Annotated in this window: 19 protein-coding genes; 7 read left to right on the top strand and 12 right to left on the bottom strand. The window is 69.8% G+C overall.

From position 1 onward, the window contains the following. Window positions 1–127 precede the first annotated feature (127 nt). The 8 genes from ABN034_RS02185 to ABN034_RS02150 all read right to left on the bottom strand — a co-directional run bounded on the left by ABN034_RS02185 (window position 128) and on the right by ABN034_RS02150 (window position 9,052). Window positions 128–742 carry a molybdopterin-dependent oxidoreductase gene (locus tag ABN034_RS02185; RefSeq protein WP_349689269.1) on the bottom strand — a complete coding sequence of 205 codons (615 nt, stop codon included), beginning with the start codon at window positions 740–742 and terminating at the stop codon, window positions 128–130. A gap of 114 nt (window positions 743–856) precedes the next feature. After that, the gene (locus ABN034_RS02180) at window positions 857–2,194 is read right to left on the bottom strand and encodes an ABC transporter substrate-binding protein (RefSeq protein ID WP_349689268.1); all 1,338 of its coding nucleotides are present in this window, start codon (window positions 2,192–2,194) and stop codon (window positions 857–859) included. A gap of 19 nt (window positions 2,195–2,213) precedes the next feature. Next, entirely contained in the window at window positions 2,214–3,113 is a 900-nt protein-coding gene (locus tag ABN034_RS02175; protein WP_349689267.1) for a carbohydrate ABC transporter permease, read from the bottom strand. Window positions 3,114–3,173: 60 nt separating this feature from the next. After that, window positions 3,174–4,127: a carbohydrate ABC transporter permease gene (locus ABN034_RS02170; RefSeq protein WP_349689266.1), complete on the bottom strand. Its 954-nt coding sequence runs from the start codon at window positions 4,125–4,127 to the stop codon at window positions 3,174–3,176. A 179-nt stretch (window positions 4,128–4,306) separates the two neighbouring features. Beyond that, window positions 4,307–5,257 (bottom strand): DMT family transporter, encoded by a 951-nt coding sequence (locus ABN034_RS02165; RefSeq protein WP_349689265.1) that lies wholly within the window; start codon window positions 5,255–5,257, stop codon window positions 4,307–4,309. Then, complete coding sequence (locus ABN034_RS02160; protein WP_349689264.1) at window positions 5,254–6,129, bottom strand: deoxyribonuclease IV; 876 nt, start codon at window positions 6,127–6,129, stop codon at window positions 5,254–5,256. The genes ABN034_RS02165 and ABN034_RS02160 overlap by 4 nt, the downstream gene beginning before the upstream one ends. Continuing rightward, entirely contained in the window at window positions 6,126–8,096 is a 1,971-nt protein-coding gene (gene pknB / locus ABN034_RS02155; RefSeq protein WP_349689263.1) for a Stk1 family PASTA domain-containing Ser/Thr kinase, read from the bottom strand. The genes ABN034_RS02160 and pknB overlap by 4 nt, the downstream gene beginning before the upstream one ends. A 131-nt stretch (window positions 8,097–8,227) precedes the next feature. Next, window positions 8,228–9,052, bottom strand: coding sequence for a class I SAM-dependent methyltransferase (locus ABN034_RS02150; RefSeq protein WP_349689262.1), 825 nt, complete (start codon window positions 9,050–9,052; stop codon window positions 8,228–8,230). Between the two features lie 25 nt (window positions 9,053–9,077). Here ABN034_RS02150 and ABN034_RS02145 point away from each other — a divergent pair, with 25 nt between their 5' ends. From ABN034_RS02145 to ABN034_RS02135, 3 genes are all read left to right on the top strand, one after another. After that, window positions 9,078–10,262, top strand: a complete 1,185-nt coding sequence (locus ABN034_RS02145; RefSeq protein WP_349689261.1) for an NAD(P)/FAD-dependent oxidoreductase — start codon at window positions 9,078–9,080, stop codon at window positions 10,260–10,262. Beyond that, entirely contained in the window at window positions 10,259–10,645 is a 387-nt protein-coding gene (locus tag ABN034_RS02140; RefSeq protein WP_349689260.1) for an Rv2175c family DNA-binding protein, read from the top strand. Before ABN034_RS02145 ends, ABN034_RS02140 begins: the two co-directional genes overlap by 4 nt. Window positions 10,646–10,783: 138 nt before the next feature. After that, on the top strand, window positions 10,784–11,209 hold the full coding sequence (locus ABN034_RS02135) for a barstar family protein (protein ID WP_349689259.1): 426 nt from the start codon (window positions 10,784–10,786) through the stop codon (window positions 11,207–11,209). Window positions 11,210–11,232: 23 nt separating this feature from the next. Here the strand turns inward: ABN034_RS02135 and ABN034_RS02130 are convergent, their stop codons facing one another. Next, the gene (locus ABN034_RS02130) at window positions 11,233–12,402 is read right to left on the bottom strand and encodes a polyprenyl synthetase family protein (protein WP_349689258.1); all 1,170 of its coding nucleotides are present in this window, start codon (window positions 12,400–12,402) and stop codon (window positions 11,233–11,235) included. Between the two features lie 48 nt (window positions 12,403–12,450). On the opposite strand from ABN034_RS02130, the gene metF reads away from it, so the two are divergent. Beyond that, entirely contained in the window at window positions 12,451–13,368 is a 918-nt protein-coding gene (gene metF, locus ABN034_RS02125; protein ID WP_349689257.1) for a methylenetetrahydrofolate reductase [NAD(P)H], read from the top strand. A gap of 25 nt (window positions 13,369–13,393) precedes the next feature. On the opposite strand, the gene ABN034_RS02120 is transcribed toward metF, so the two are convergent. Then, window positions 13,394–14,752: a phytoene desaturase family protein gene (locus ABN034_RS02120; RefSeq protein ID WP_349689256.1), complete on the bottom strand. Its 1,359-nt coding sequence runs from the start codon at window positions 14,750–14,752 to the stop codon at window positions 13,394–13,396. 1,091 nt (window positions 14,753–15,843) lie between these two features. Between ABN034_RS02120 and ABN034_RS02115 the strand changes: the two genes are divergently transcribed. The 3 genes from ABN034_RS02115 (at window position 15,844) to ABN034_RS02105 (ending at window position 17,865) form a co-directional block, all read left to right on the top strand. Further along, a complete protein-coding gene (locus ABN034_RS02115; protein WP_349327942.1) occupies window positions 15,844–16,344 on the top strand; it encodes an SAV_6107 family HEPN domain-containing protein in 501 nt (166 codons plus the stop codon). Between the two features lie 64 nt (window positions 16,345–16,408). After that, window positions 16,409–17,218, top strand: coding sequence for a methyltransferase domain-containing protein (locus ABN034_RS02110; RefSeq protein ID WP_349689255.1), 810 nt, complete (start codon window positions 16,409–16,411; stop codon window positions 17,216–17,218). A gap of 209 nt (window positions 17,219–17,427) precedes the next feature. Further along, a complete protein-coding gene (locus ABN034_RS02105) occupies window positions 17,428–17,865 on the top strand; it encodes an SCO2097 family morphological protein (RefSeq protein ID WP_349327944.1) in 438 nt (145 codons plus the stop codon). Window positions 17,866–18,020: 155 nt separating this feature from the next. Here the strand turns inward: ABN034_RS02105 and ABN034_RS02100 are convergent, their stop codons facing one another. Beyond that, window positions 18,021–20,390 carry a transglutaminase TgpA family protein gene (locus tag ABN034_RS02100; RefSeq protein WP_349689254.1) on the bottom strand — a complete coding sequence of 790 codons (2,370 nt, stop codon included), beginning with the start codon at window positions 20,388–20,390 and terminating at the stop codon, window positions 18,021–18,023. Further along, window positions 20,387–21,823, bottom strand: coding sequence for a DUF58 domain-containing protein (locus ABN034_RS02095; RefSeq protein ID WP_349689253.1), 1,437 nt, complete (start codon window positions 21,821–21,823; stop codon window positions 20,387–20,389). Before ABN034_RS02095 ends, ABN034_RS02100 begins: the two co-directional genes overlap by 4 nt. Window position 21,824 lies beyond the last annotated feature (1 nt).

The following is a 21,824-nucleotide window of genomic DNA, read 5'->3' as shown; positions in this document are numbered from 1 at the left end:
GGACGCGCCTGATGGTCACAATCAGGCCACGTGTCCCTTGCCACGTTGGACAGGCGCGCAGTGGTGAACCCCTAACAATGCTTGACGAATCAACGACTGGCGCTGCGGCTGGAGGGACTGGCGCCGGTCAGAGGGGAGGACCCTCGCCGGTCTCCTCCTGATGGGAGTAGCGCCGCCCAGTCCACGGGTCGCCGGAGTTGTGGTAGCCGCGTTCCTCCCAGAACCCGCGCCTGTCCTGGGTGAGGTACTCGATCTGACGGAGCCACTTCGGGCCCTTCCACGAGTACAGGTGCGGGACGACGAGCCGGAGCGGGCCACCGCGTTCGGGCGCGAGCGGACGGTCGGCGACGTGGGTGGCGAGCAACGACCCCTCGGCGGTGAAGTCGGCCCGCGTCAGGTTGGCGGAGTAACCGAACTGCGCCCAGGCCATCACGTAACGTACGTCCTCGCGTGGCGGAATCAGGTCGAAGAGCGCCGTGGTGGGTACGCCCGACCAGCACAGGTCGAGCACGGTGTGACCGCTGACGCAGTGCAGATCGGCGTGTACCCGGACCCGCGGAAGGGCCTCGAGAGCGGCCAGACCGAGCAGGTGGTCGTGGCCCGAGGCCGTGGCACCGCTGATCCGGAGGTCCCAGCCGCCAGGGTCGGTACGCCGGGGAACCGGCCCGTAGTGGGAGACCCGCCACTCACTGGCGACGCGATGGCCCGCCGGAACCCCGCGACGGACGTCGATCTCCGTCACGGTGCTCGTCGTGCCGTCTGTGTCACCGCGCCGACCCTGCACGAAAACCCATGCTCTCAGATGCTGGGACGGAGCATGCAGCAGGGCCTGATGTCCGGGCTTCCCAGCGGCTCGTCAGCTCAAGGTGAACGGGCAGAACTGCTTCATCTGCGGGCCCACTCGGTCCTGGACCTGCTGGAGTGCCTCCTGCGGCGTGACCTCGCCGAGCAGCACGCTGGACTGTGCGGCGCTCATCGCGTCGGAGATCTGGGCACCCACGGGCAACGCCGGCCGGTTGGTCGCGTACGGCATCATGCTCGGGAAGATTCCCTGTTCGCCGGTGACACTCTTGTCATCGATGAGCGACTTCCAGGTCGGGATCTTGCTGGCGCCCTTGGCATAGATCCGCTGGCCCTCCTCGCCGGCGTAGAACTTCATGAACTTCCACGTGAGGTCGGGGTTCTGCACGTTCTTGGGCATGACGAGGGCGAAGCCGCCGGCCCAAGTCATCGGCTCGTCACCCTCTTCCGGCACCGGCATGTACGTCACCCCATAGTCGAGGTCGGGTGCGTACTGCTTGATGCTGGCCAGGCTCCAGTTGCCGTCGATCGCCATCGCCAGCCGGCCGGTGTAGAACGGCGAGGTGGTCGGGTCGGCGTTCGGCGGGCGGTAGGTCGCGAGGTACGCCGACACCTTCTGGTAGTCGAACTTCTCCGCCCAGGCCTGGAACAACCCGAACGTCTTCTCCCAACCTGGCGACTGCACGGTGATCTCGCAGGAGTCGTTGTCGTACCACTTGGCGTTGTTGATGAGCCCCCACGTCGCGTGGAACGCCTGACCGTCCCACGGGATCATGCCCATCCGGGTGTAGTTGCCCTTCTCGTCGGTCTCGTTGACCTGCTCCGCGATCTCGAGGACCTCATCGATCGTGGGCGGGCCGTTCGACGGGTCCAGCACCTCGGGATCGACGCCGGCGTCGCGGAGAGTCTCCTTGTTGTAGTAGAGGCCGCGCGCGTCGGTGTCGAAGGGCAAGGCATAGAGGTCGCCGTTGTAGGAAGCCTCGTCGATCGCGAACGGAAGGTAGTTGTCCGGGAGGTTCTCTCCGTCGGCCTCGACGAACGGCGTGAGGTTGGCGAGCAGACCGGTCGACGCCTGGTTCGCGACAGTGAACCGGTCGGTGATGAAGACGTTAGGTGGTTCGTTCGCGCGGACGGCCGCGATGAGGGCGGTGTTGTCACCGGTGAACCGACCTGCCTTCGGCACGATCTGCACGTGCACGCCGGGATTCTGCTTCTCGAACTCGGCGATGATCTCCTGTTGCGGCTTCATGTCGATCTCGCCACCGAGCGAGGTCCAGACCAGAAGCTCGTTGTCACCGCGGTCGTTCGAGCAGGCGGCGCCTGTCGCCGCGACCATGACCAGCGCGAGCGCGGCGAGCACGAGTCGGCGAGGACGGATACGGGGAGTTCTCATCTTTCGAGGGTGTCCTCTCCTATTTGAAACTGCCGAGCGTGATACCGCGGATGAAGTATTTCTGGAACGCGAAGAACAAGATGACGAGCGGCGCCACGATCATCACCGACGCCGCCATCAGCAGGTTGAACTGCACATCGTGCGTACTCCTGAACGCCTCGAGTCCGATGGCGAGGGTCTGCTTCGCCTCGTCCTGCAGATACAGCAGCGGTCCCATGAAGTCGTTCCAGGAGCCGACGGCGGAGAAGATCGCGACGGCGGCGACCGCCGGTCGCGACATCGGAAACACCACGCGCCACAGGATCTGCCATTCGTTCGCGCCGTCGACGCGGGCGGCGTCGAGGTGTTCCCGCGGCACCTGGAGCAGGAACTGCCGCAGCAGGAAGACGAAGAACGCACTCGCGAGGAAGTGCGGGACGACGAGCGGCAGGAACGTGTTGATCCACCCCAACCAGGCGAAGAGATCGAACGTCGGGATGATCGCGATCGGGAACGGGATGAACAGCGTCGCAAGGACGATGTAGAACACCTTGTCGCGCCCGCGCCAGTCGATACACGCGAACCCGTACGCCACGATGAGGTTCGAGACCACCGAGCCGATCACGCCGAGCACGGTGATGATGACCGAGTTGGAAAAGTACGTCGCGAACGGGATCGTCTGGAACGCCTCGACGAAGTTGCTCCACTTCCAGCTGTCCGGCACGATCGTCGGCGGTGTCGTCGCGAGTTCCTCGTTCGACTTCAGTGCCGTTGCGATCATCCAGTACAGCGGCAGCAGGAACAGGGCCGCCATCGCCACCAGGAAGATGCGGTTGCCTACTTTGTCCCAGGCTCTGCGCACCGCACGCGAACGCGCGGACAGCACCGGACCACTGTCGTGACGTGGGGACTCGATGCCGGTGTCGGTCTGGAGTGCCATGCTGAAGTCCTCTTCTCTCGGGCGCGCGACGAGGTGCCGAACAGGGCTGCCTGAATGACGTCAGGTGGCGACCTCGTAGTTCACGAAGCGCCTCGACACCTGGTAGACCGCCACGGCGAGCACCACCCCGGCAAGGAACAGGATGAGAGCGAGCGCACATGCATAGCCCAACTCGGCATAGCTGAAGGCGTTCTTGTAGAGGTAGTACATGTAGAACAACGTGCCGTTGCTAGGGCCACCTCGCGTCATGATGTACGCCTGGGTGAAGACCTGCAGGCCGCCACTGATTCCCGTGATGAGGTTGAACAGGATCGCCGGTGTGAGCAACGGAATCGTGATCCGGAAGAACGACTGGAAGGCGTTGGCGCCATCGATCCGCGCGGCTTCGTACAACGTCTGCGGGATGTTGTTGAGCCCGGCGAGGAAGATGAGCGCCGCGTTTCCCGCACCCAGTTGTGCGGTGGCGACGATGACGATCTTCGCCGTCGTCGGATCGGCGAGATAGTCCGTCGGCGGTGCGCCGAACAGCCCGAAGAACTGGTTGACGATGCCCGTTCCGGGATTGACCAACACGATGAAGATGAACGACAGCGCGAAGATGGGCGCGAGTGACGGGACGTACAGCGCCGTGCGGTAGAACGCCACCTCGCGCACCGGCCGGTTCATCGCCAGGGCGAGCAGCAGGGCGACGACCAGACCGATCGGCACCGCCCAGCCGGAGTAGAAGAGCGTGTTGTAGATCGAGGTCCAGACCAGCGGATCCTGGACCAGCCGTACGTAGTTACCGACGCCGAACCACTCGGGTGCCTGCATCCCGGAGTACTTCGTCAGGCTGAGGGCGAACGAGTAGACGATCGGATACAGCACGAAGGCCAGGACACCGACTATCCATGGGCTGATGAACAGCAGGGCCTTGCGGAGGTTGGACTTCTCCCGCGGACTCCATGCGGTCCGGATCGGCGTCCCGGTGGTCGGGCGGTTCGGACTCGTCGCAACATCGGTCGTGGCAGTCAACGTCGTACCTTTCGAGCGTGCTCGTGAGGGCGCGTTTCGCCGGATCCTCGTCGGACACGGGACGCTGCCTGCGCGAACCTTGTGGGCACGTTCCCAGGTGGGACTCAGCGTTGAGAATGGCCGCCGGACCGAAAGTTTTCAAGCCATTGTCGTAGCCGAAGGTGGACGTCCTTACAACGTCAGCACGGCGTGGTGGTCGACCGCGCTCGCTGCGAGCGTGCCGGCGCCAACTCGGCGGTGTACATCGCGGCGAGGATGAGTCCACCGCCGGCCACCATCCGCACAGTCGCGAGCTCTCCGCCGATCGCGACGGCGAAACCGGCGGCCCAGACCGGCTCCATGCACATGATGACCGCGGCCCGCGTCGCGGTGACGTGCGCCTGCGCCCAGGTCTGGGTCACCAACGCGAACGCCCCGGCGACGAGTGCCATGTAGAGCAACGACGCCCAGTCGCCGGTCCGGTCAGGCACCGCGATGCCGCCCGGCAGCGCGGCGACACCGCACACCACCGCAATGACCGCCAACTGGACGACCGAGAGCCCGAGCGCGTCTCGTCTGCTCGTCCAGGCGCCGACACCGACGATGTGCAGGGCGTACAACGCGGCGGACAGGAGCGTGAGCGTCTCGCCGTAGCCGAACGCGAAACCGCGCAGCGCCAGGACCGCGAGCCCGACTGTGGCGAGACACACCGCCAGCCAGGCGGCCCGGCCGATCCGCTGCCGCAGCAGCACGCCGGCGAGCAGCGGTGTGATGACGACGTACATCCCGGTGACGAAGCCGCTCACCGACGCCGACGTGTGCGCGAGCCCTTCGGTCTGCAGGATCTGGGCGAAGCCGTAGACGGCGCCCAGGGCGATGCCGCGGCGGCGGGTGGGTGGGGAGAGGCGGCGGACCGGCTTCCAGGCGACGAGGGCGAGGACCGCTGCCGCGACGGCGAACCGCACCGCGAGGAAGTCCGGCACCGGCACCCGCACAACGAGGTCCTTGATGAGAAAGAACGTCGAGCCCCAGGTCGCCGTCACCGCCAGCAGGCCGAGGACGGCGAGCAGGGACCCGCGGTCCAGCCGTTCGGGTGCCGACGCCTCTCCGGCCGTGTGAGGCGTACGCAGGTCAGGGGGTGGCCCGGTCATCGGGACCGGCGTTTCCGTGCGGCGAGTCTGCGGAGCAGCGCGATGTCCTCGGCCCAGGCGTCCTTCCCGCCCGGCGTCTCCACGATGAGCGGAACGCCCTGAACGGCGGGATGGCGGAGCAACTCACCGAACGCCGCCTCGCCGATGTGGCCCTGACCGATCCGTTCGTGCCGGTCACGGAAGCTGCCGCACGGGTCCTTGGAGTCGTTCGCGTGCACCAGCTCCAGGCGTATCGGTGCGATCGTCTCCACCAGCGTGTCGAGCGTGCGCGTCATGCCTCGCCGCCGGTCGAGCGGTGCGCCCGCGGCGAAGACATGACAGGTGTCGAGACAGATGCCGAGCCTCGGATGGCGTTCGAGAGCGTCCAGATAGGCGGGCAGCTGGTCGACACCGGCGCACAGCGACTGTCCCTGTCCAGCGGTCGGTTCCAACAGCAGCGTGGGTCCGTCGTCCGGGACCTTGTCCAGCAGCGGCAACAGACCCTCCCGCACCTGCCGCATCGCCTGGTCGAAGCCGCCCTGCGCGACGCATGAACCGGTGTGGACGACGACGCCCCGCGCGCCGATACGGTGCCCGCGGGCGAGGTTGTGGGCGATCGAGTCCAGTGACCGCCGCACGGTCGTGGCCGTGGGTGAGCCGAGGTTGATGAGGTACGGCGTGTGCACGTACGTCGGAAACCCTGCCTCCGCACACTGGTCCCGGAACGCATGGTCCTGCGCCGGGTCGCCGTGTGCGAGGGCCCACCCGCGCGGGTTGCCGACGAAGACCTGGAGCGCCGAGGCGCCGATCCCGCTGGCCACCCGGAACGCGCCCTTCACGAGTCCGCCCGAGACCGGTACGTGAGAACCGATGGGGCGTGGAGGCAGGCTCACACCTTCTCGAGGATGATCGTGGACCCCACCCGCGTCGGCTGCCCGGCCGGCGGGTTCTGGCTCGCGATGACGTTCATGCCGAGGTAGAGCGAGGACTGGCGTACCTCGACCTCGAAGCCCGCGTCGGTCAAGGCCTTCGTCGCCTCCTCCTCGCCCATGCGTACGACGTCTGGCACGGGGATGAACTCCGGGCCCTTGGACACGACGAGATTCACCGTGTCGCCGCGATGGCCCTGACCTGGCTGCGGGTCCTGGCTGATGACCGCATTCGGTGGCACCGTGTCGGAGAAGGCGTCGGATCTCGCCACTGTCAGTCCGAGCCCTTCCAACGTGGTCGTGGCCTGGGTGATCTCGAGCCCGACGACGGACGGAATGGACAACGGCTCCGGGCCCCTGCTGACCACCAGCGTCACCGGCGCGTCGCGGCGAAGTGGCGTGTCCGGGGTGGGCGAGGTACGGATGACCCGGCCGGCCTCGACGTCGGAGTTGTACTCCTGCTGGATCGGAGCGACCGTGAGGTTGGCGCCCGTGACGACCCTCCGGGCCCGACGTTCGGTCATGCCGATGACGTTGGGAACGAGATGACGCTCCGGTCCGCGGGATACCCAGACCTCGACAGTGCCGCCACGGAACATGCGTTCGCCACGGGTGGGGATGGAACGGATGACGCGATCCTTGGGTACCTGCTCGTGGAAGACGAGCCTAGGTACGAACACCACTCCGGAGCGCTCACCTAGCTGCGGGAGGGCGGCCCTGCTCGTGCCGATCACCTCGGGTACGCGGGTGAACGGACCCACCGCGGCCAGCCAGCAGACGCTGCCGGCCACGACGAACAGAGCCAGGACGAACGCGCCGATCACCCAGAGGCGTCGCCACCAGGGCGGCGGTGGCCGACCCTCGTAGTCCTCGTCGTCGTAGGAAGGTTGCCGGACGCCGACGACGCCTGGGGCACCACTCGGGGTGAACGGACCGAGCCGGCCCCCCTGACGATGCGCCCCGCCCGGCATCGGCTCCATGGGCGCCACCAACGTGTGCTCGGCCCGCGGCGGTTGCGACGGCTGGCCCGGCCGTTGGGCCATCCCGAGATCCTGGGTGAGCTGCGCGTCGTCGACCCCCTGCCCGAGCGCGCTGCGGGCCCGCCGGACCAACTGCAGGAACGCCCGCGCGTCGGCAGGACGCTGATTGGGGTCGCGCGCGGTCGCGCGCAGGACCAGACCGTCGACGTACGCCGGAATCCCGGGCACGGCCTGCGACGGCGGTGGGACGTCATCGTTGACATGTTTGTACGCCACCTGGATGGGCGAGTCGCCGTCGTGCGGCTTGGCCCCCACGAGCATCTCGTAGAGCATGATGCCGGCGGCGTAGACGTCGCCACGCGCGGTGGCCGCGCCGTGGGTGAGCTGCTCGGGCGCGAGGTAGGAGACGGTGCCGATGAGCAGCCCCTGCGTCGCCGTGCTCGTCGCCTGCGAAACCGCGCGCGCCAGGCCGAAGTCGGCAACCTTGACCGAACCGTCGTCGCCGAGCAGGACGTTCTCCGGCTTCACGTCCCGATGGATCAGGTCCGCCTCGTGTGCCGTCGCGAGCGCCTGCAGGATCAGGTCGAGGAACGCCAGCGCCTCCCGAGGATCAAGGCGACCCCTGCTCGACAGCTCGTGGCGCAACGTCCGGCCGGGTACGTACTCCATCGTGAGGTAGGGCGTGCCGTCGTCCTCGCCCTGGTCGAACATCGCCACGACGTGCGGGTGGGACAGCCGGGCCGCAGAACGCGCTTCGCGGTGGAAGCGGCGGACGAAGTCGGCGTCGTCGGCCAGGCCGGCGTGGAGCATCTTGAGCGCGACCGTGCGGTGCAGCCGGGTGTCGACGGCTTCGTAGACCATCGCCATGCCGCCGCGCGCGATGCGGCGCCCCACCCGGTACCTGCCGTCGAGCAGGCGACCGACCATGGGGTCACTGACGCTTACGTCCACGCGAGGGCCTCGCTGACAAATCGGTTCGGACGTCACGAGTGTAGGGACACCGTGCCAACCCGCCCAGCAGGCCGCGCCGCTCGTCGTCGAGCGGTGTCACTCTCCGTGCTCCGGCCTGGGCGAATGGTGAGTCAGGCGGTGGCGGCCAGGATCCCCATGTGCCCGGTCACGTGGAACGCTCCGGTGCGCTCGATCTCGGCGCGGATCCGACACTCGGCGGCTCCACGGTAGTCCGCCCACGACACCGACGGCGGCAGGTGACGGGCGAGGTCACGCGTGCTGTCGACGTAGGCGAGCACCGGAGCGACCTCGGGGACGACGAGTCGGTAGCGGCGCTCCTGCACCTCGCAGGTCCCGAACACCTGGCGGACGAGCTCGATGCCGACGTCGAGGGAGAACCGGCGGTCGTCGAAGGAGTAGGCCGGCGGGTCGACGATGCCCAGATCACGCAGGCTCGCCTGCCACAGCCCACCCATCTCGGCCTTGTCGTCGTGGGCGTTCGTACTCGCGACCAGCCGGCCACCAGACCTGAGCACGCGCCGCAACTCAGCCAGCGCGGCACGCGGATCCGTCGCGTAGTACAGCATGTGCATCGCCAGGGCCCCGCCCGCGCTGCCGTCGCTGAACGGCAGCCGGTCCACCTCGCCGACGACCTCCGGCCGCATCCCCGCCGACAGGTCGACCGGAACCACACGGAGGTCCGGCCTGGTCGCCCTGAGGCGCGAGGTGTACGCACCAGTGCCCCAACCGACGTCCAGCACCGGACCGCCGACGTCGCCCAGCCGTGCAAGGGCGAGCCCCACCAGATCGAGGCGTGGCCGCTGCCAGTCGTAGATCGAGACTCGGGCAGCCAGCCTGGAGTTGTCGGCGTACGCCTCGCCGATGAGGACATCGTGCGAAGGAGTGGTGGAGACGGTGGCACCGCCCGAGCCGGACACCGCGTGATCGGTCGTCATGGGAGGCCACCATAGGCTGCGAACGATGGAACGTGTCGTTGTCGCCGGTGCGGGACTCGCGGGCCTGCAGGCCGTCCTTGCCCTGCGCGGCCAGGGGTACTCGGGTGAGCTGGTCCTGGTCGGAGCCGAGCCACATCCGCCGTACAACCGGCCGCCCCTGTCCAAGGCCGTCCTGCTCGGCGACGCCGACGACCCGACGCTGCCGTTCGACGCGGCCGCGTTGAAGGTCGACGTCCGCCTCGACACGACAGCGACCGACCTGCGCGAAGGAGAGCTCGACACCGACGCTGGGAGGCTTGCCTACGACGGGCTCGTCATCGCGACCGGGGCCGAACCGGTCCGGCTCCCCGGCGACGGCGCGATCTACCTCCGTACCCGCGACGACGCCCTCGCGCTGCGGTCCCGGCTTCAGCCCGGTGAGCGGGTGATCGTCGTCGGCGCGGGATGGATCGGTGCCGAGGTGGCGACGGCTGCCGCTCGGCACGGCTGCCGAGTCACCGTGCTCGAGCAGGCCGCGACCCCGGTCACGCACGCGCTGCCCGCCGAGGTCGGACGGCACTTCGCGCCGTGGTACGCCGCCGCCGGCGTCGAGTTGCTCTGCGGCCAGCGCGTGGCCGCCGTACGTCCTGACGGCGTGGACCTCGCCGACGGACGCCGGCTCTCCGGCTCCCTCGTCGTCGTCGGTGTGGGTGTCCGGCCGGCAACCTCCTGGCTCGAGGGCTCCGGACTCGCGCTAGACCACGGCGTCGCCGTGGGTGCGGACCTTCTCACCAGCTGGCCCGCAGTCGTGGCGGCTGGCGACGTGACAGCCCGCTGGTCGCCCCGCTACGCCACTCGGATCCGCGGCGAACACTGGGACGACGCGCTGCGGGCACCGGCCGTTGCCGCCGCCACCCTCCTGGGCCGGGACGAGACCTATGACCCGGTGCCGTACGTCTGGAGCGAGCAGTTCGGCCGCTTTGTCCAGTACGCCGGACATCCCGCGCCGAGCGACCGGATCGTGTGGCGCGGCGACCCCGAACGCGACCCGTCCTGGTCGGCGTTCTGGCTCACCGGAGACGACCGCCTCACCGCGCTGATCGCCGTCGGCCGGCCCCGTGACCTGGTGCAGGGGCGGCGCCTCGCCGGCAGGGGCGTCCGGGTAGATGCCGAACTCCTCACAGACCCGGCGGTTAGCGTCCAGGCAACGGTGGCAGGCTTGGCAGGGTGAGCAGGAACGAGTCGACCACGAGTGCCGCCACCAACGACCTCGACCACCTCGTCCCCGCCTGGCTGAACCTCCCTGAGGTGGCCGAGCGGCTCGGTGTGGGCGTCAACCGCGTACGCCAGCTCCTGCGCGACGGGGAGCTGATCGCCCTGCCGCACGGGGAGCGGGGAGTGCTCCACGTCCCGGCCGACTTCCTGGCCGGTGACCGGGTGGTCAAGGGCCTGGCGGGGACACTCACGGTCCTCCATGACGCCGGCTATGACGAGGTGGAAGCCGTCCGATGGCTCCACACGCCCGATGACGGCCTCGATGGCACACCGATCGCGGCGCTGGCTGACAACCGCGGTCGGCAGGTACGCCGGCAGGCCCAGGCGCTCGGCTTCTGACCACACGCCGGCACTGGCGCCGTCACTTCATTGGCGCCGTCAGCTCACCGGCCGTTTCGACACGGAACTTTCACACTGGCCCGCGTGGACGCGGAGCCGGGGAACGGGCGCGGGGGAGCTGCCCGGAAGGAGTGGGCGATGCCTGAGCTGGACAAGTTGCTTGCTGGGGAACAAGCCCCCGGCGTCTACCAGTGGCGGTCCGCACCGACCGAGGCGAAGGTGAAAGCGGCCGCCGAGCAGGCTGGCTGGCGCTTCGTCGAGTTCGACACGACTACCGTGGTCGACAAGGCGGGACTCCTCGACACCGTTGCCGCGACGTTCGGGTTCCCGACGTACTTCGGGCGCAACTTCGACGCGTTCGCCGACTGCCTGAGCGAGGTGCGCGACGACGCGGGGATCCTTGTGCTGTGGGAGGGATGGGCGGGTCTCGCCGAGCTCAACCCGCAGACCGCCCGCATGGCGCTCGACGTGTTCTCCGATCGCGCCAGGGAGAAGCAGTGGGGCCCCTTCGCCGTCCTGCTCGCCGGCACGGGACCCGAACTCGACGTCCCCACGTTCGACTAGCCCTGAGGACGCACCGGGCGGTGCTAGCCGGAGCGCTGCGTCGCCAGCCGGGCGAGCTCACCGAGGGCCGAGCGCGGGTCCTCGGTCGCGACCGGGGCCTTCGCGAGCGCGGTCGATGCGGCGTCGGTGAGCTCGGCGATGAGCCGCTCCACCGTGGCGAGCGCACCGGTGGCCACGATCACATCCCGCAGCTCGGCCACCCCACCGGAGTCGAGGTCCCGGTCGCCGAAACACGTGCGGAACCGCTCGGCCTGTGCCGGTGTCGCGGCCTCGAGCGTCTTGGCGACGAGGACCGTGCGCTTGCCTTCCCGCAGGTCGTCGCCCGCGGGCTTACCGGTCACCTGGGGATCGCCGAAGATGCCGAGTACGTCGTCTCGGAGTTGGAACGCCTCACCGAGCGGAATGCCGTACGCCGAGTACGCGGCCAGCAACTGGGGCGACGCACCGGCGAGGACCCCGCCGAGATGGAGCGGCCGTTCGACGGTGTACTTCGCGCTCTTGTACCTCACCACCCGCATCGCGGCCGGAAGTGACGACGTTCCCGCGGCCTGGTTCACCAGGTCGAGATACTGACCGGCCATCACTTCCGTACGCATCAGGTCGAAGTACCTGAAGGCCGCCAGCAGCCGGTCGTTGGGCAGGCCGCAGCCGCGCAGCATCTCGTCTGACCAGCACAGGCACAGGTCGCCCAGGAGCAGGGCGGCACCGATACCGAACGGCTCCGCCGGACCGCCCCAGCGCCTGGTCGCGTGCAGGCTCGCGAACTGCCTGTGCACCGACGGCCTTCCGCGCCGGGTGTCGGAGGCGTCCATCACGTCGTCATGCACGATCGCCGCGGTCTGGAGGAGTTCGAGCGCGGCCGAGGCGGTCACGATCCGCGGATCGTCCGCCTCGCCGCCGGCCGCACGCCAGCCCCAGAAGCAGAACGCCGGCCGCAGTCGCTTGCCGCCCGCGACGAACGAACGGACCACGTCCAGTTGGACGTCGAGCTCGGGGTCGATCGCCCGCAGCTCGGCGGCCCGCTCGTCGAGGAACCGGTCGAGGGCGGCGTCGACCCGCTGCCGCAGGCCCGGAAGATCGAGAACGTGGCCGGCATCGGCCCGCCGGTGCCCGGGCGCTGCTTCGCCCGCGGCCGCTGCCTCTGCGCCTGCCGGTGCGGGCGGCGGCCAGGGCACGTGCGTCGTGTTCGGCACGTCCGCCAGCCTAGACGGCACGGACCCGCCGGCCAGTAACCTGGGCGCATGGCTCTAGGACTGCACTCGACGAGACCTGCCACCACCACGATCCGCGACCTGCTCGCTCGCGGTGACCGTTCGTATTCGTTCGAGTTCTTTCCACCGAAGAACGATCAGGGTGAACAACAACTGTGGCGGGCGTTGCGTGAGCTGGAGACGCTCGCGCCGACGTTCGTCTCGGTGACCTACGGCGCCGGCGGCTCCACCCGGGACCGCACCGTGCGGATCACCGGGCAGATCGCCGCCGAGACGACTCTCACCCCCGTGGCCCATCTCACGTGTGTCGGACATTCCCGGGCCGAGCTGCGGTCGGTGATCGGTGCGTACGCCGATGCGGGCATCGGCAACGTGCTGGCTCTGCGGGGGGATCCCGAAGGCGGAGCCGGCCAGCCGTGGACGCCGCACCCTGAGGGCCTCGACCACGCCGACGAACTGGTCGAGCTGCTCTGCCAGCTGGGCGAGTTCTGTGTGGGTGTCGCGGCGTTTCCCGAGGGCCACCCGGAGGCGGTCAGCCTCGACGCCGACGCCGAGTTCCTTGCCCGCAAGGCGGCGGCTGGTGCCGACTTCGCGGTCACCCAGTTCTTCTTCAACGCCGACGACTACCTCGCCCTGGTGGAGCGGGCGAGCCGGTACGGCTGCGACATCCCGATCATTCCGGGAATCATGCCCGTGACGAACGTGCGCCAGATCCAGCGGTTCGCGACACTGTCGGGCGCGGAGTTCCCCGGCTGGCTCGCCGACCGGTTGCTGGCGGTGGAGGACGACCCGGCCGCCGTACGCGCGATCGGCGTGGAGGTCGCCACCGACCTGTGCCTGAAGCTGCTCGCCGGCGGCGCCCCGGGCCTGCACTTCTACACGCTCAACCGGTCGACCGCGACCCGGGAGATCTACTCGAACGTCGCCCAGGCCGGCGTTCGCCACTGACGGTCCGGCGCGTTCGCGCGGCACCTCACGCACGGCCGATCTCCGTGGCGACCGCCGCGGCTCCCAACAGCACCTCGGGCACACCAGGACCCGGATGCGCCGTGGCGCCTACCATGAACAGCCCGCGCACCGCCGTGTGGTTGCGGGCGACGCCGAGGCCCCGGACGGCCCCCCGCCACGCCGGTCCGTAGCTCGTCGCCTCGCCGTCGACGCGGGCGACGACCCGGTCGCGGATGTCCCACCCGCGCCGGGCCAGGACGTCCAGCGGATCCGCGGTGATCCCGGTTCCCCCGTTGCGGTGCACGATGACGCTCACCGCGCGATAGCCCGCCGGGGCGAGGCTCGGGTCATCGGGTGCGCGCACCACCACCGTCGGTGACTCACGGTCGTCGTCTCCGTGGAAGACGGTCTCGTGCAGGAGGTCGTCCGCTGCGTCGGCCAGCCCGACGTGGACGAGTGGGGAAGGCGACGCGTCCCGCAGCGTCCGGACGGAGCGGCGCATGGCCCACGGCGGCCGGGCCAGGATGCCGCGGGCAACGGTGCGTACGTCGACGCCGGACACGACGACATCAGCCGCCAGGCGCTCACCGCCACGCAGCTCCACACCAGTGACGGCACCGTCGCCCCGGATCGCCACCGCCTCGGCATCGAGACGTACGGTCACGGCACGTTCGTCGAGCCGCTGGCCCAGGGCGTCGACAAGGGCGCCGAACCCGCCCGCGCAGGTCCAGATGCCGAACGTCCGTTCGACGTACGCCCGCACCGCCGTGAAGCTTGGCGCGTCCGCGGGGTCCGAACCCGTCGCGAGCACCGGATACTCGAGCAGCTTCCTGGTACGGACGTCGGTCAGTCGGCGCCGGGCAAAGGCCCGCAACGACCGGCCGGGAGCGAGGGCCCGCACCCCATGGGGGCCGAGGCTTCGTACGCCGGAGAACGGAACCTCGAGCACCCGGGTCCGCAGCGACTCCCAGGTCGGGGCGAGGTCGTCGACGACCGCCTCCCAGGCCGCACCCGCGGTGGAGCCCAGCGCTGCCTCGACCGCGCGTCGTTGGCCGGATCTGCTGCCCACTGGAAGGTCAAGAGCGGTGCCGTCGGGGAAGACGTGCCGGCGCGGCGTGGGTAGCGGCGCGAGTTCGAGGACCCGCTCCAGCGGTCGGCCCGACTTGCGGAACAGGTCACGCAACGTGGCCGGCAGTGTCACCGCGGCTGGTCCAGCATCCCAGCGGAACCGGCCGACTGCGCGGTCGTCGTGTTCGGCCGTACGCACGACGCCGCCGAGGCGGGAGGAACGCTCCAGCAGGGTGACGGCGTGTCCCAGCTTGGCGAGGCGCGCGGCTGCCGCCAGGCCGCCCAGCCCGCCTCCGATCACCACGACCCGAGCCACAGACGTCGGAGCGTAGTCGTTCGCGGACGCCCGGCGTGTCGGGGGTGCCCAGGGATTCCCCTGGGGAACTACCTAGGAACGAATGAGTACGTCGCCGGATAGTCGCGAAACCTTCCAGTCGCGAGGATTTCGGACATGGAACGACCACGGCCGGTGGCAACGCGCGGCGGACAAGGACAGCCCTAGTCAGGCGGCGCGACAGACACCTCGGCGGCCGAGGTTGCGAGCGGTGGAGCGGTTGGGCCCCCACGGGGGTGGGGCCCAGCCGCTTCGCCATGTCTGGGGTGTGCGGCGCCGCGCAGGCCGCCCCGCCCGGGAGACAGCCCGCGCGGACTCTGTGGGGCCGACGGCCGGATCACCTGCTGCCCGACACCCACCGGCGCGTCGTGCCCGCGGCGCCAGGCCCTGTGGGTGAGCGTGCAGCCCGACGCCGTACGTCAGCGCCTCGTCGACGCCGAGATCCCGTGCCGGCGGCAGGACGCTCGACGACGCCGGAGTTGTAGCCGGTTCGCCGCTGGAGTGGGCGGCCCACGGTCCGGGGCGACCGCGCCCGGCCACGGCTCATGATCAAGAGGTAGAAACCGGGGAAACATGGCCCGCGATCGCCAGGTTTCCGCCTCTTGATCAGGAACCTGGATCTCGGGACGGTTGGCCGCCAGCCGCCAGCCGCCAGCCGCCAGCCGCCAGCCGCCAGCCGCCAGCCGCCAGCCGGCAGCCGGCGGTGGCCAGCCGGCGGTTGTCGGTGGTCCCTGCGAGACTCCCGGCCGTGATCGCAACAGGGCAGCGTGCCAAGTCCTCAGGCCGCGGCGACGGGTTCTTGACCTGGTTGTCGCGCCGGGCTACATTTGCCATTGTTCGAACATGCGTTCGATCTCGTCCGTCGGGGAGTCGGGTCCCCGGCGGGCGAACTGCCCGGTGCGACAGCTCGACCCTGTCGCGGCGGGCGCCAGTTGGGTCCGGGCGAGGTGCGCAGGGCAGGGGAAGTGCCTCGCCCGGCGGCTGGTGCGACGAGCTCGAAGCCGAGGTTGTCGCCGGGCGCGTGCCGACTGCGTTGCGTCGGTGCCGTCCGGCTTTCGTGAAAGGAGTCCCGCATGCGGACGCACGCGACACCTGAGTTTCAGGCACCGCTCGGACCGGGCGTCTTTGTCGCGCTGGAGCGTGCCCGTGCCTCCCTCGCCGAGGCGGAGTTGGCCGCGACGCCTGCAGAGCGCTACGTCGCCGCGCACATCGCGGCGCTGCGCACCGCCGCCGCGGTCCTGGCCGGACGGTCCAGGCCAAGCGGCCGGCGCGGGCAGCGCGATGCCTGGACGATGCTCGCCCGCGTCACGCCGGAGCTGGGTGAGTGGGCGGCCTTCTTCGCGGCCGGCGCGGGTAAGCGGGCGGCCGCCGAGGCCGGTCTGCGTCAGGCGGTGACCGACCGGGAGGCGGCCGATCTCGTCCGCGATGCCGAACGCTTTCTGGCAGACGTCGAACGGCTGCTCGAACTCCCGCATCAACCGCCCCTGCCGAGGGACGGAGACCTCCTCGACGAGCCGGGCGAGGTGAGCCGCGCCGCCGTGCCGCAGCCGCGGGCACGCGACACGGCCGCCTGACCTCTGGGCGCCTGGACAAATAGGCTGGTAGCAGTTGTCCATGCGAACGAGGAGGCACAGTCCCGTGCCCGAGTGCGGCCGGTCCGCTGATGGCTCTGACCCCCGCGCGCAACGTGGAGAGGCGGCCAGCGGCGCGGGTCATCGTCGTGCCGTCCGCAGCGAGGTGGTCTGGCGCCTGGTTCGCACGATCCTGGCCGAGCAGTCCGCCGTAGCCGGGCACGCCCAGCTCGACGTCGTCGACGCTGGTGGTGGCACTGGTCACCTCGCCGTTCCGCTCGCCGAGCTCGGACACCGGGTCACCGTCGTCGATCCCAGTCCTGACTCGCTCGCTGCGCTGAAGCGGCGGGCCGACGAGGCAGCGGTCACCGGTTCCGTCCAGGCTGTGCAGGGCGATGTCACGGACCTGCCGGAGCTCGTCGGCGCGGCGGGCGCCGACCTCGTGCTGTGCCACAGCGTCCTCGAGGTCGTCGATGACCCGGGCGCTGCCCTCGAGTCGATGGCGGCTGTCCTGCGCCCAGGCGCCGCCCTCAGTCTGGTGGCCGCGAACCGGTACGCCGTCGTCCTGGCCAAGGTCATTGGCGGGCACCTGTCCGACGCCCGCGCCGTCCTGGCGGAGCCGGCCGACGGGTGGCAGCCGGAGGGGCCGACGCCGCGCAGGTTCACCGCCACCCAGCTCCGCCGGGCGGTCGGGAACGTCGGGCTTGTCGTCCTTGCCGAGCACGGTGTGCGGGTATTCGCCGATCTGACCCCAGCGACCCTCGCCGACGAGCCGTCGGCCGCCGCGGCACTGCTCGAACTCGAGGCAGCTGCCGCGGAACACCCGACGTTCCGTGCCATCGCGACCCAGATCCACCTGCTTGCTCGGCGAGTGTGATCAACCGCTGATCGTCAGGTACCGTGTGACCCGCGAGCGACCATCCGGGCCTGGCTCATATGCGTGACATATGCGGAACAGTGCGCCGGTAACCGTCGAACGTGAGAGGTCGGCTACCGTGCTGGTCCAAGCCTGCTTAGACTGCATCTAGGCCCCGAAGATCGAACACAGCAAAGCTCGAAACACGGCAGTGTCCCGTTGGAGGTCAGGTGCCTCTCTCCGACCACGAGCAGCGGTTGCTCGAGCAGATGGAGCGGGCCCTTGCTGCCGAGGACCCTAAGCTCGCCTCGGCGCTGCGAGGGGTCGATCTACGCACCCGACAACGCCGCCGCGCAGCACTCGGTGCGGTGGTGTTTGTTGTCGGCATGGTGCTGATGCTCGGCGGCGCGATCATGATGACGACCGGGCGCAGTGTCGCCGCCTACATCGTGGTCAGCGTGCTCGGCTTCCTTGTCATGCTGGTGTCGGCCTACTACGTCGCGACCAGTGTGCGGCACATGCCCGCGGCCGGCGAGATGTCCAAGGTCGTCCCCATTCGCGGTCGCGGCGGCCGGCGACCCAAGGCCAAGGCGAAGGCGAAGGCCAGTGGGACGTTCATGCAACGCATGGAGGAACGCTGGAGACGACGCCGCGAGTCCGGCTTCTGACCGACTCGCTCCTGTGACCTGGCTCTCAGGCCCGGCACTTGGCGGAGAATCCGCGTCCTGCCGCTGTTTCCAGGGCGGCAACCTTTCAGGGCGGCACCCTTAGGCGACAGACACCCTTGAGGGCGGCAACCGTTTCCACGGCAGCGCTGCCACACTCAGTGCGCCGCTGGTGTCCTCCGGCGGCGCCAGGGCAGCTGGAGCACCTGCCTGACCGAGCGTGCGCCCGCGGTGTCCATCCGGTCGAGCAGCCCGAACAGCGGACGCCATAGCCGAGGTAGTTGGCGGCCCAGCGACGGGGGCAGCAGCAGGGCCCGCGCCTGCTGAGCGCGTGAGCCGGTAGACCGCAACGCCTGCGTCACCGCCTTGAGCGATTCGGTGACTTCGCCCGCCGAGCCGGGATCGGGGGCGTACCGACTCCGCTCCACGGCCTTGACGACCTCCTGCAGGCTTGCAACAGCGTCCTGGGGGACCTTGGGCCGCAGCCGGGCGCCGGTGGCCCGCGGGGTCGCGGCATCGTCCCAGGTCAGCCCGGCGTCGATACTCGAGTCGGCAAGTTCCCGCCAGGCCCCCTCGACCAGTCGGCCCGGCGGCTGGCGTGGCGACAACCTGATCTGCCGGATCGCCGTGCGGACGAGGAACGGCACCGCCGCGACCAACAGGACGCCCGCGAGGATCAGGACCGGAACCGGACTGATGCCCGGGTCGACAGGTGTCTGCGGAGCGCCCCGGAGCGGGTCGTCCTCACCTGGCAGCGGCGCGGGACTGGCACTGCTGGTGGTGTTCTGGCTGGGGTCGTCCGGGTCGACTGTCGTCTCTGGGGTCGGAGCCGACGGGGTGTCCGAGTCCGGGACGGTCCACGACGGGGCGAGCCCGGTCTGGGCCTGCGGTGTCGGCTCGAACCGCACCCACCCATAGCCGGCGAAGTACAGCTCCGGCCAGGCGTGCGAGTCGTGCGCGGTCACCAGCCAGCGGTTGTCCGGCTGCCGGGTGCCGGCCATGTAGCCCACACCGACCCGCGCGGGGATGCCGAGCGAGCGGGCCATGATCGCCATCGTCGCCGCGAACTGCTCGCAGTAGCCGCGCTTGTCGGCGAGGAACTCCAGCATCGCTGGTTCGCCGTGCCCTGACTCGACGTTGATGTCGTAGGAGAAATCGGTACGGAACCAGCTCTGCAGCGCGATCGCCTTGTCGTAGTTGGTCTTCGCATCGCCCACCTGGCGAAGGGCAATGTTCTTGACCTGTTCGGGAAGCGGCGGCAGCTCGGTGTAGCGGCTGAACACCGCCTCCGGCGCGAGACCTGCGGCATCGAGCTCGCCTGGCTTGAGTCCGAGCTTGAGCGTGCTCACGTCATACATCAGACCGGCCGAGCTCTTCCCTCGGCTCACGATGTCGAGCGTGTCGGGGTCGTAGCCCCACTCGCCAGGAGCCTTGAGCGTGGTCGCGGGATACGGGGACGGCAGCCAGCGCGACTCGAGCGCATCGGTGACCTGGAACGTCGTACGCACGTTGGTCCGGGGGACCGACTGGCTGAGGCCCGGAGGGTCGGGCAGCCGACTGGACTCGCCCGGTTCGTTCTCGATGTTCCGGACACTGCGCTGGGACGGACGCCACCGCTCGCCGTCGAACTCGTCGAGCGTGACGAGCTTGATGTAGTCGGGTGTGTCCGTCGTGGTGCGGTAGGTGAGGACGGGGACGTTCTGGGGGAGCCTCAGGTCGCGCCGGAGGTCGACGATCGGGTTGTCGACCTTGATGGTCTGGCCGCTCGTGCCGAAGCCGCCGCCTTCCCCCTGGCCGAAGATCCCTTCCGGAAGTGCCGGCATCAGGGCGGGTACCACGACGGCGAGTCCGATGACCATCGCGCCGACGCGGCGGCCGGTCTGGCCGAACAGCGACGCCTGCACATTGTCCTGCGGCCCGGCCACGTCGTCGGCGATCCCGATCACCCGGCCCCATCGACTCAGGCGTTCGCGGCTCTCACTGACGAGGAGGATGACGTAGCCGATCGCCGCCGGAATGAACGCCAGCGCCGAGATGCCGCCTGAGACGGTGGTGGCCGGGATGCTGTAGAGCAGCAGCAGCGGAAGTCCCGCCCAGGGTGCCAGACGGAAGGTGGCGCACATGGTGTCGACGGAAATGGCGACGAGGCCGATGCCCAGGGCCGTCACCATGGCGAGATCATGGTCATAGGGCACGGGCGCGGCGTACCGGACGACGACGAGCAGCCCTTCGTTGATGCGTTCGGTCAGAGCTTCGACCGAGTCCCCGCTCGGCAGGAAGCCGAACCGGAGATCCTCGTGCGCATAGACCAGGATGAACGCCCAACCGAGCGCCGCCAGCTGGCCGAGCGGGACGAGCAGGTGGGGAGTGCCGAGTTGGCGAAGGCCGAAGCCGGTGGCCCCGACGAAGAGCAGGACGAGCACCGCGGACCCGAGCCATTCCTGACCTTGGTAGGCCGGAAGCAGCGCCAGACAGGCGAGGAACGTGGCGGCCACTCCCGCGATGGTGTTTCGCAGTGCTTCGTTCACGTCGCCGGTCCTCCCACCATGTCGCCCCGCGGGGATGTGGGCCCGTCGGCCGTGGGCACCGCACCCGTGAGGGGAGGGGCGGAGCCGTCCGCCGGCACGCCGACGGTCGGGTAGCCAACCGGTCTGGTGGCGCCACTGGCCGGAGCGGAGGAGGACCCGCCCTGCCCGTACCCTTCGCCGACGACGAGCTGGGTCCAGACGTGCGGCACCGGGTCACCCGAACGCGCGACGACGGTCCGCCAGCCACCGCCGCGCAGGATCCGCAACGCTTCCGAGAGCTGCTCGGCGACCGCCGCGGGTGAGCGCTCCTTGGACATGGCCCAGCTCGGCGCGTCGACGACGATGGCCAACCCGGACGCCGAACGCTGCCGGATACGGACCATGGCCTCGGCTTCGAGCGGTGTGATGACGCCCAGGACGGCGATGAGCAGGCCGTACGAATTGTCGTGGGGAAGGCTCAGCGAACCGTGGGTGAGCTGGCCGACCGACGACGGGCCGACCACGGCCAGCGCGTCGAGCAGGTGCCCCTCGGCCTCTGCGGACGGACCGGACTCCCGGGCGGCCGTGGCGACGGAGGCGCCGGCGTCGGTTGCGAGCCGCAGGGAGTACCCCCGCCGCAGCAGGTGGGCGCCGATCGACGCCGCGGCGCTGACCGACCACTCGAACGAGGACGCCGGTCCGCTGCCCCGGTGACCGATGCGGCGGGTGTCGAGGATGACCGTGGCGCGGCTCTGCCATGGCTGGTCCTCGCGCCGGACCATGAGCTCACCGCGACGGGCGCTCGACCGCCAGTGCACCCGACGCAGGTCGTCGCCATCACGGTATTCGCGGACGGTGACGTCTTCTTCGCCGTCGGCCGCCGCGGCGCGGGGGCGGCTCTCCCCGTTGGTCGCCCACTCACCGCCGATCCGCGCCGAGACGAGCGGATGGACCTCCGGTGTCACGAGCAGCGTGTCCTGTGCCTTGAACGAACGGGTGAGCTCGACCAGGCCGAATGGATCGGTCACCCGCAGCGTCAGGGGGCCGAGCGTGAAGCGCCCCCGGACGTCGGAACGCACCGAGTAGCCGACGTCGCGGCGCCACCGGGCGGACATCCGGTCCAGGACGAACCGGGGCCGCGCACCGAGGACGTATGGCACGTGGTCCTCGAGCAGCAGCAGCCCGGTGGGCATCCGGCCGACGTTCTCCAGCCGCAGCCGGACGTGACTGGCTTGGCCGACCGGAACACGCACCGGTTGGATCGTGCGGCTGGCCGCGATCCGGTAGCGGGTCCGCGCGACGACGAGGACGGTCACGATCGGAAGCGCGATCAGGAAGATCGCGACCCTGAGCAGGTCCTTCTGGCCGAGGGCGAGAGCACAGACGGCGGCGGCGACTCCTGCGGCGACGAACGCACGGCCGCGGGTGGTGAGGGAGGAGAACCGGCCGCCCATC

This window comes from Actinopolymorpha sp. B11F2, from assembly GCF_040195635.1.
In the GTDB taxonomy this organism is placed as follows: Bacteria; Actinomycetota; Actinomycetes; order Propionibacteriales; family Actinopolymorphaceae; genus Thermasporomyces.
This window is presented reverse-complemented; position numbering and strand designations above follow the sequence as displayed.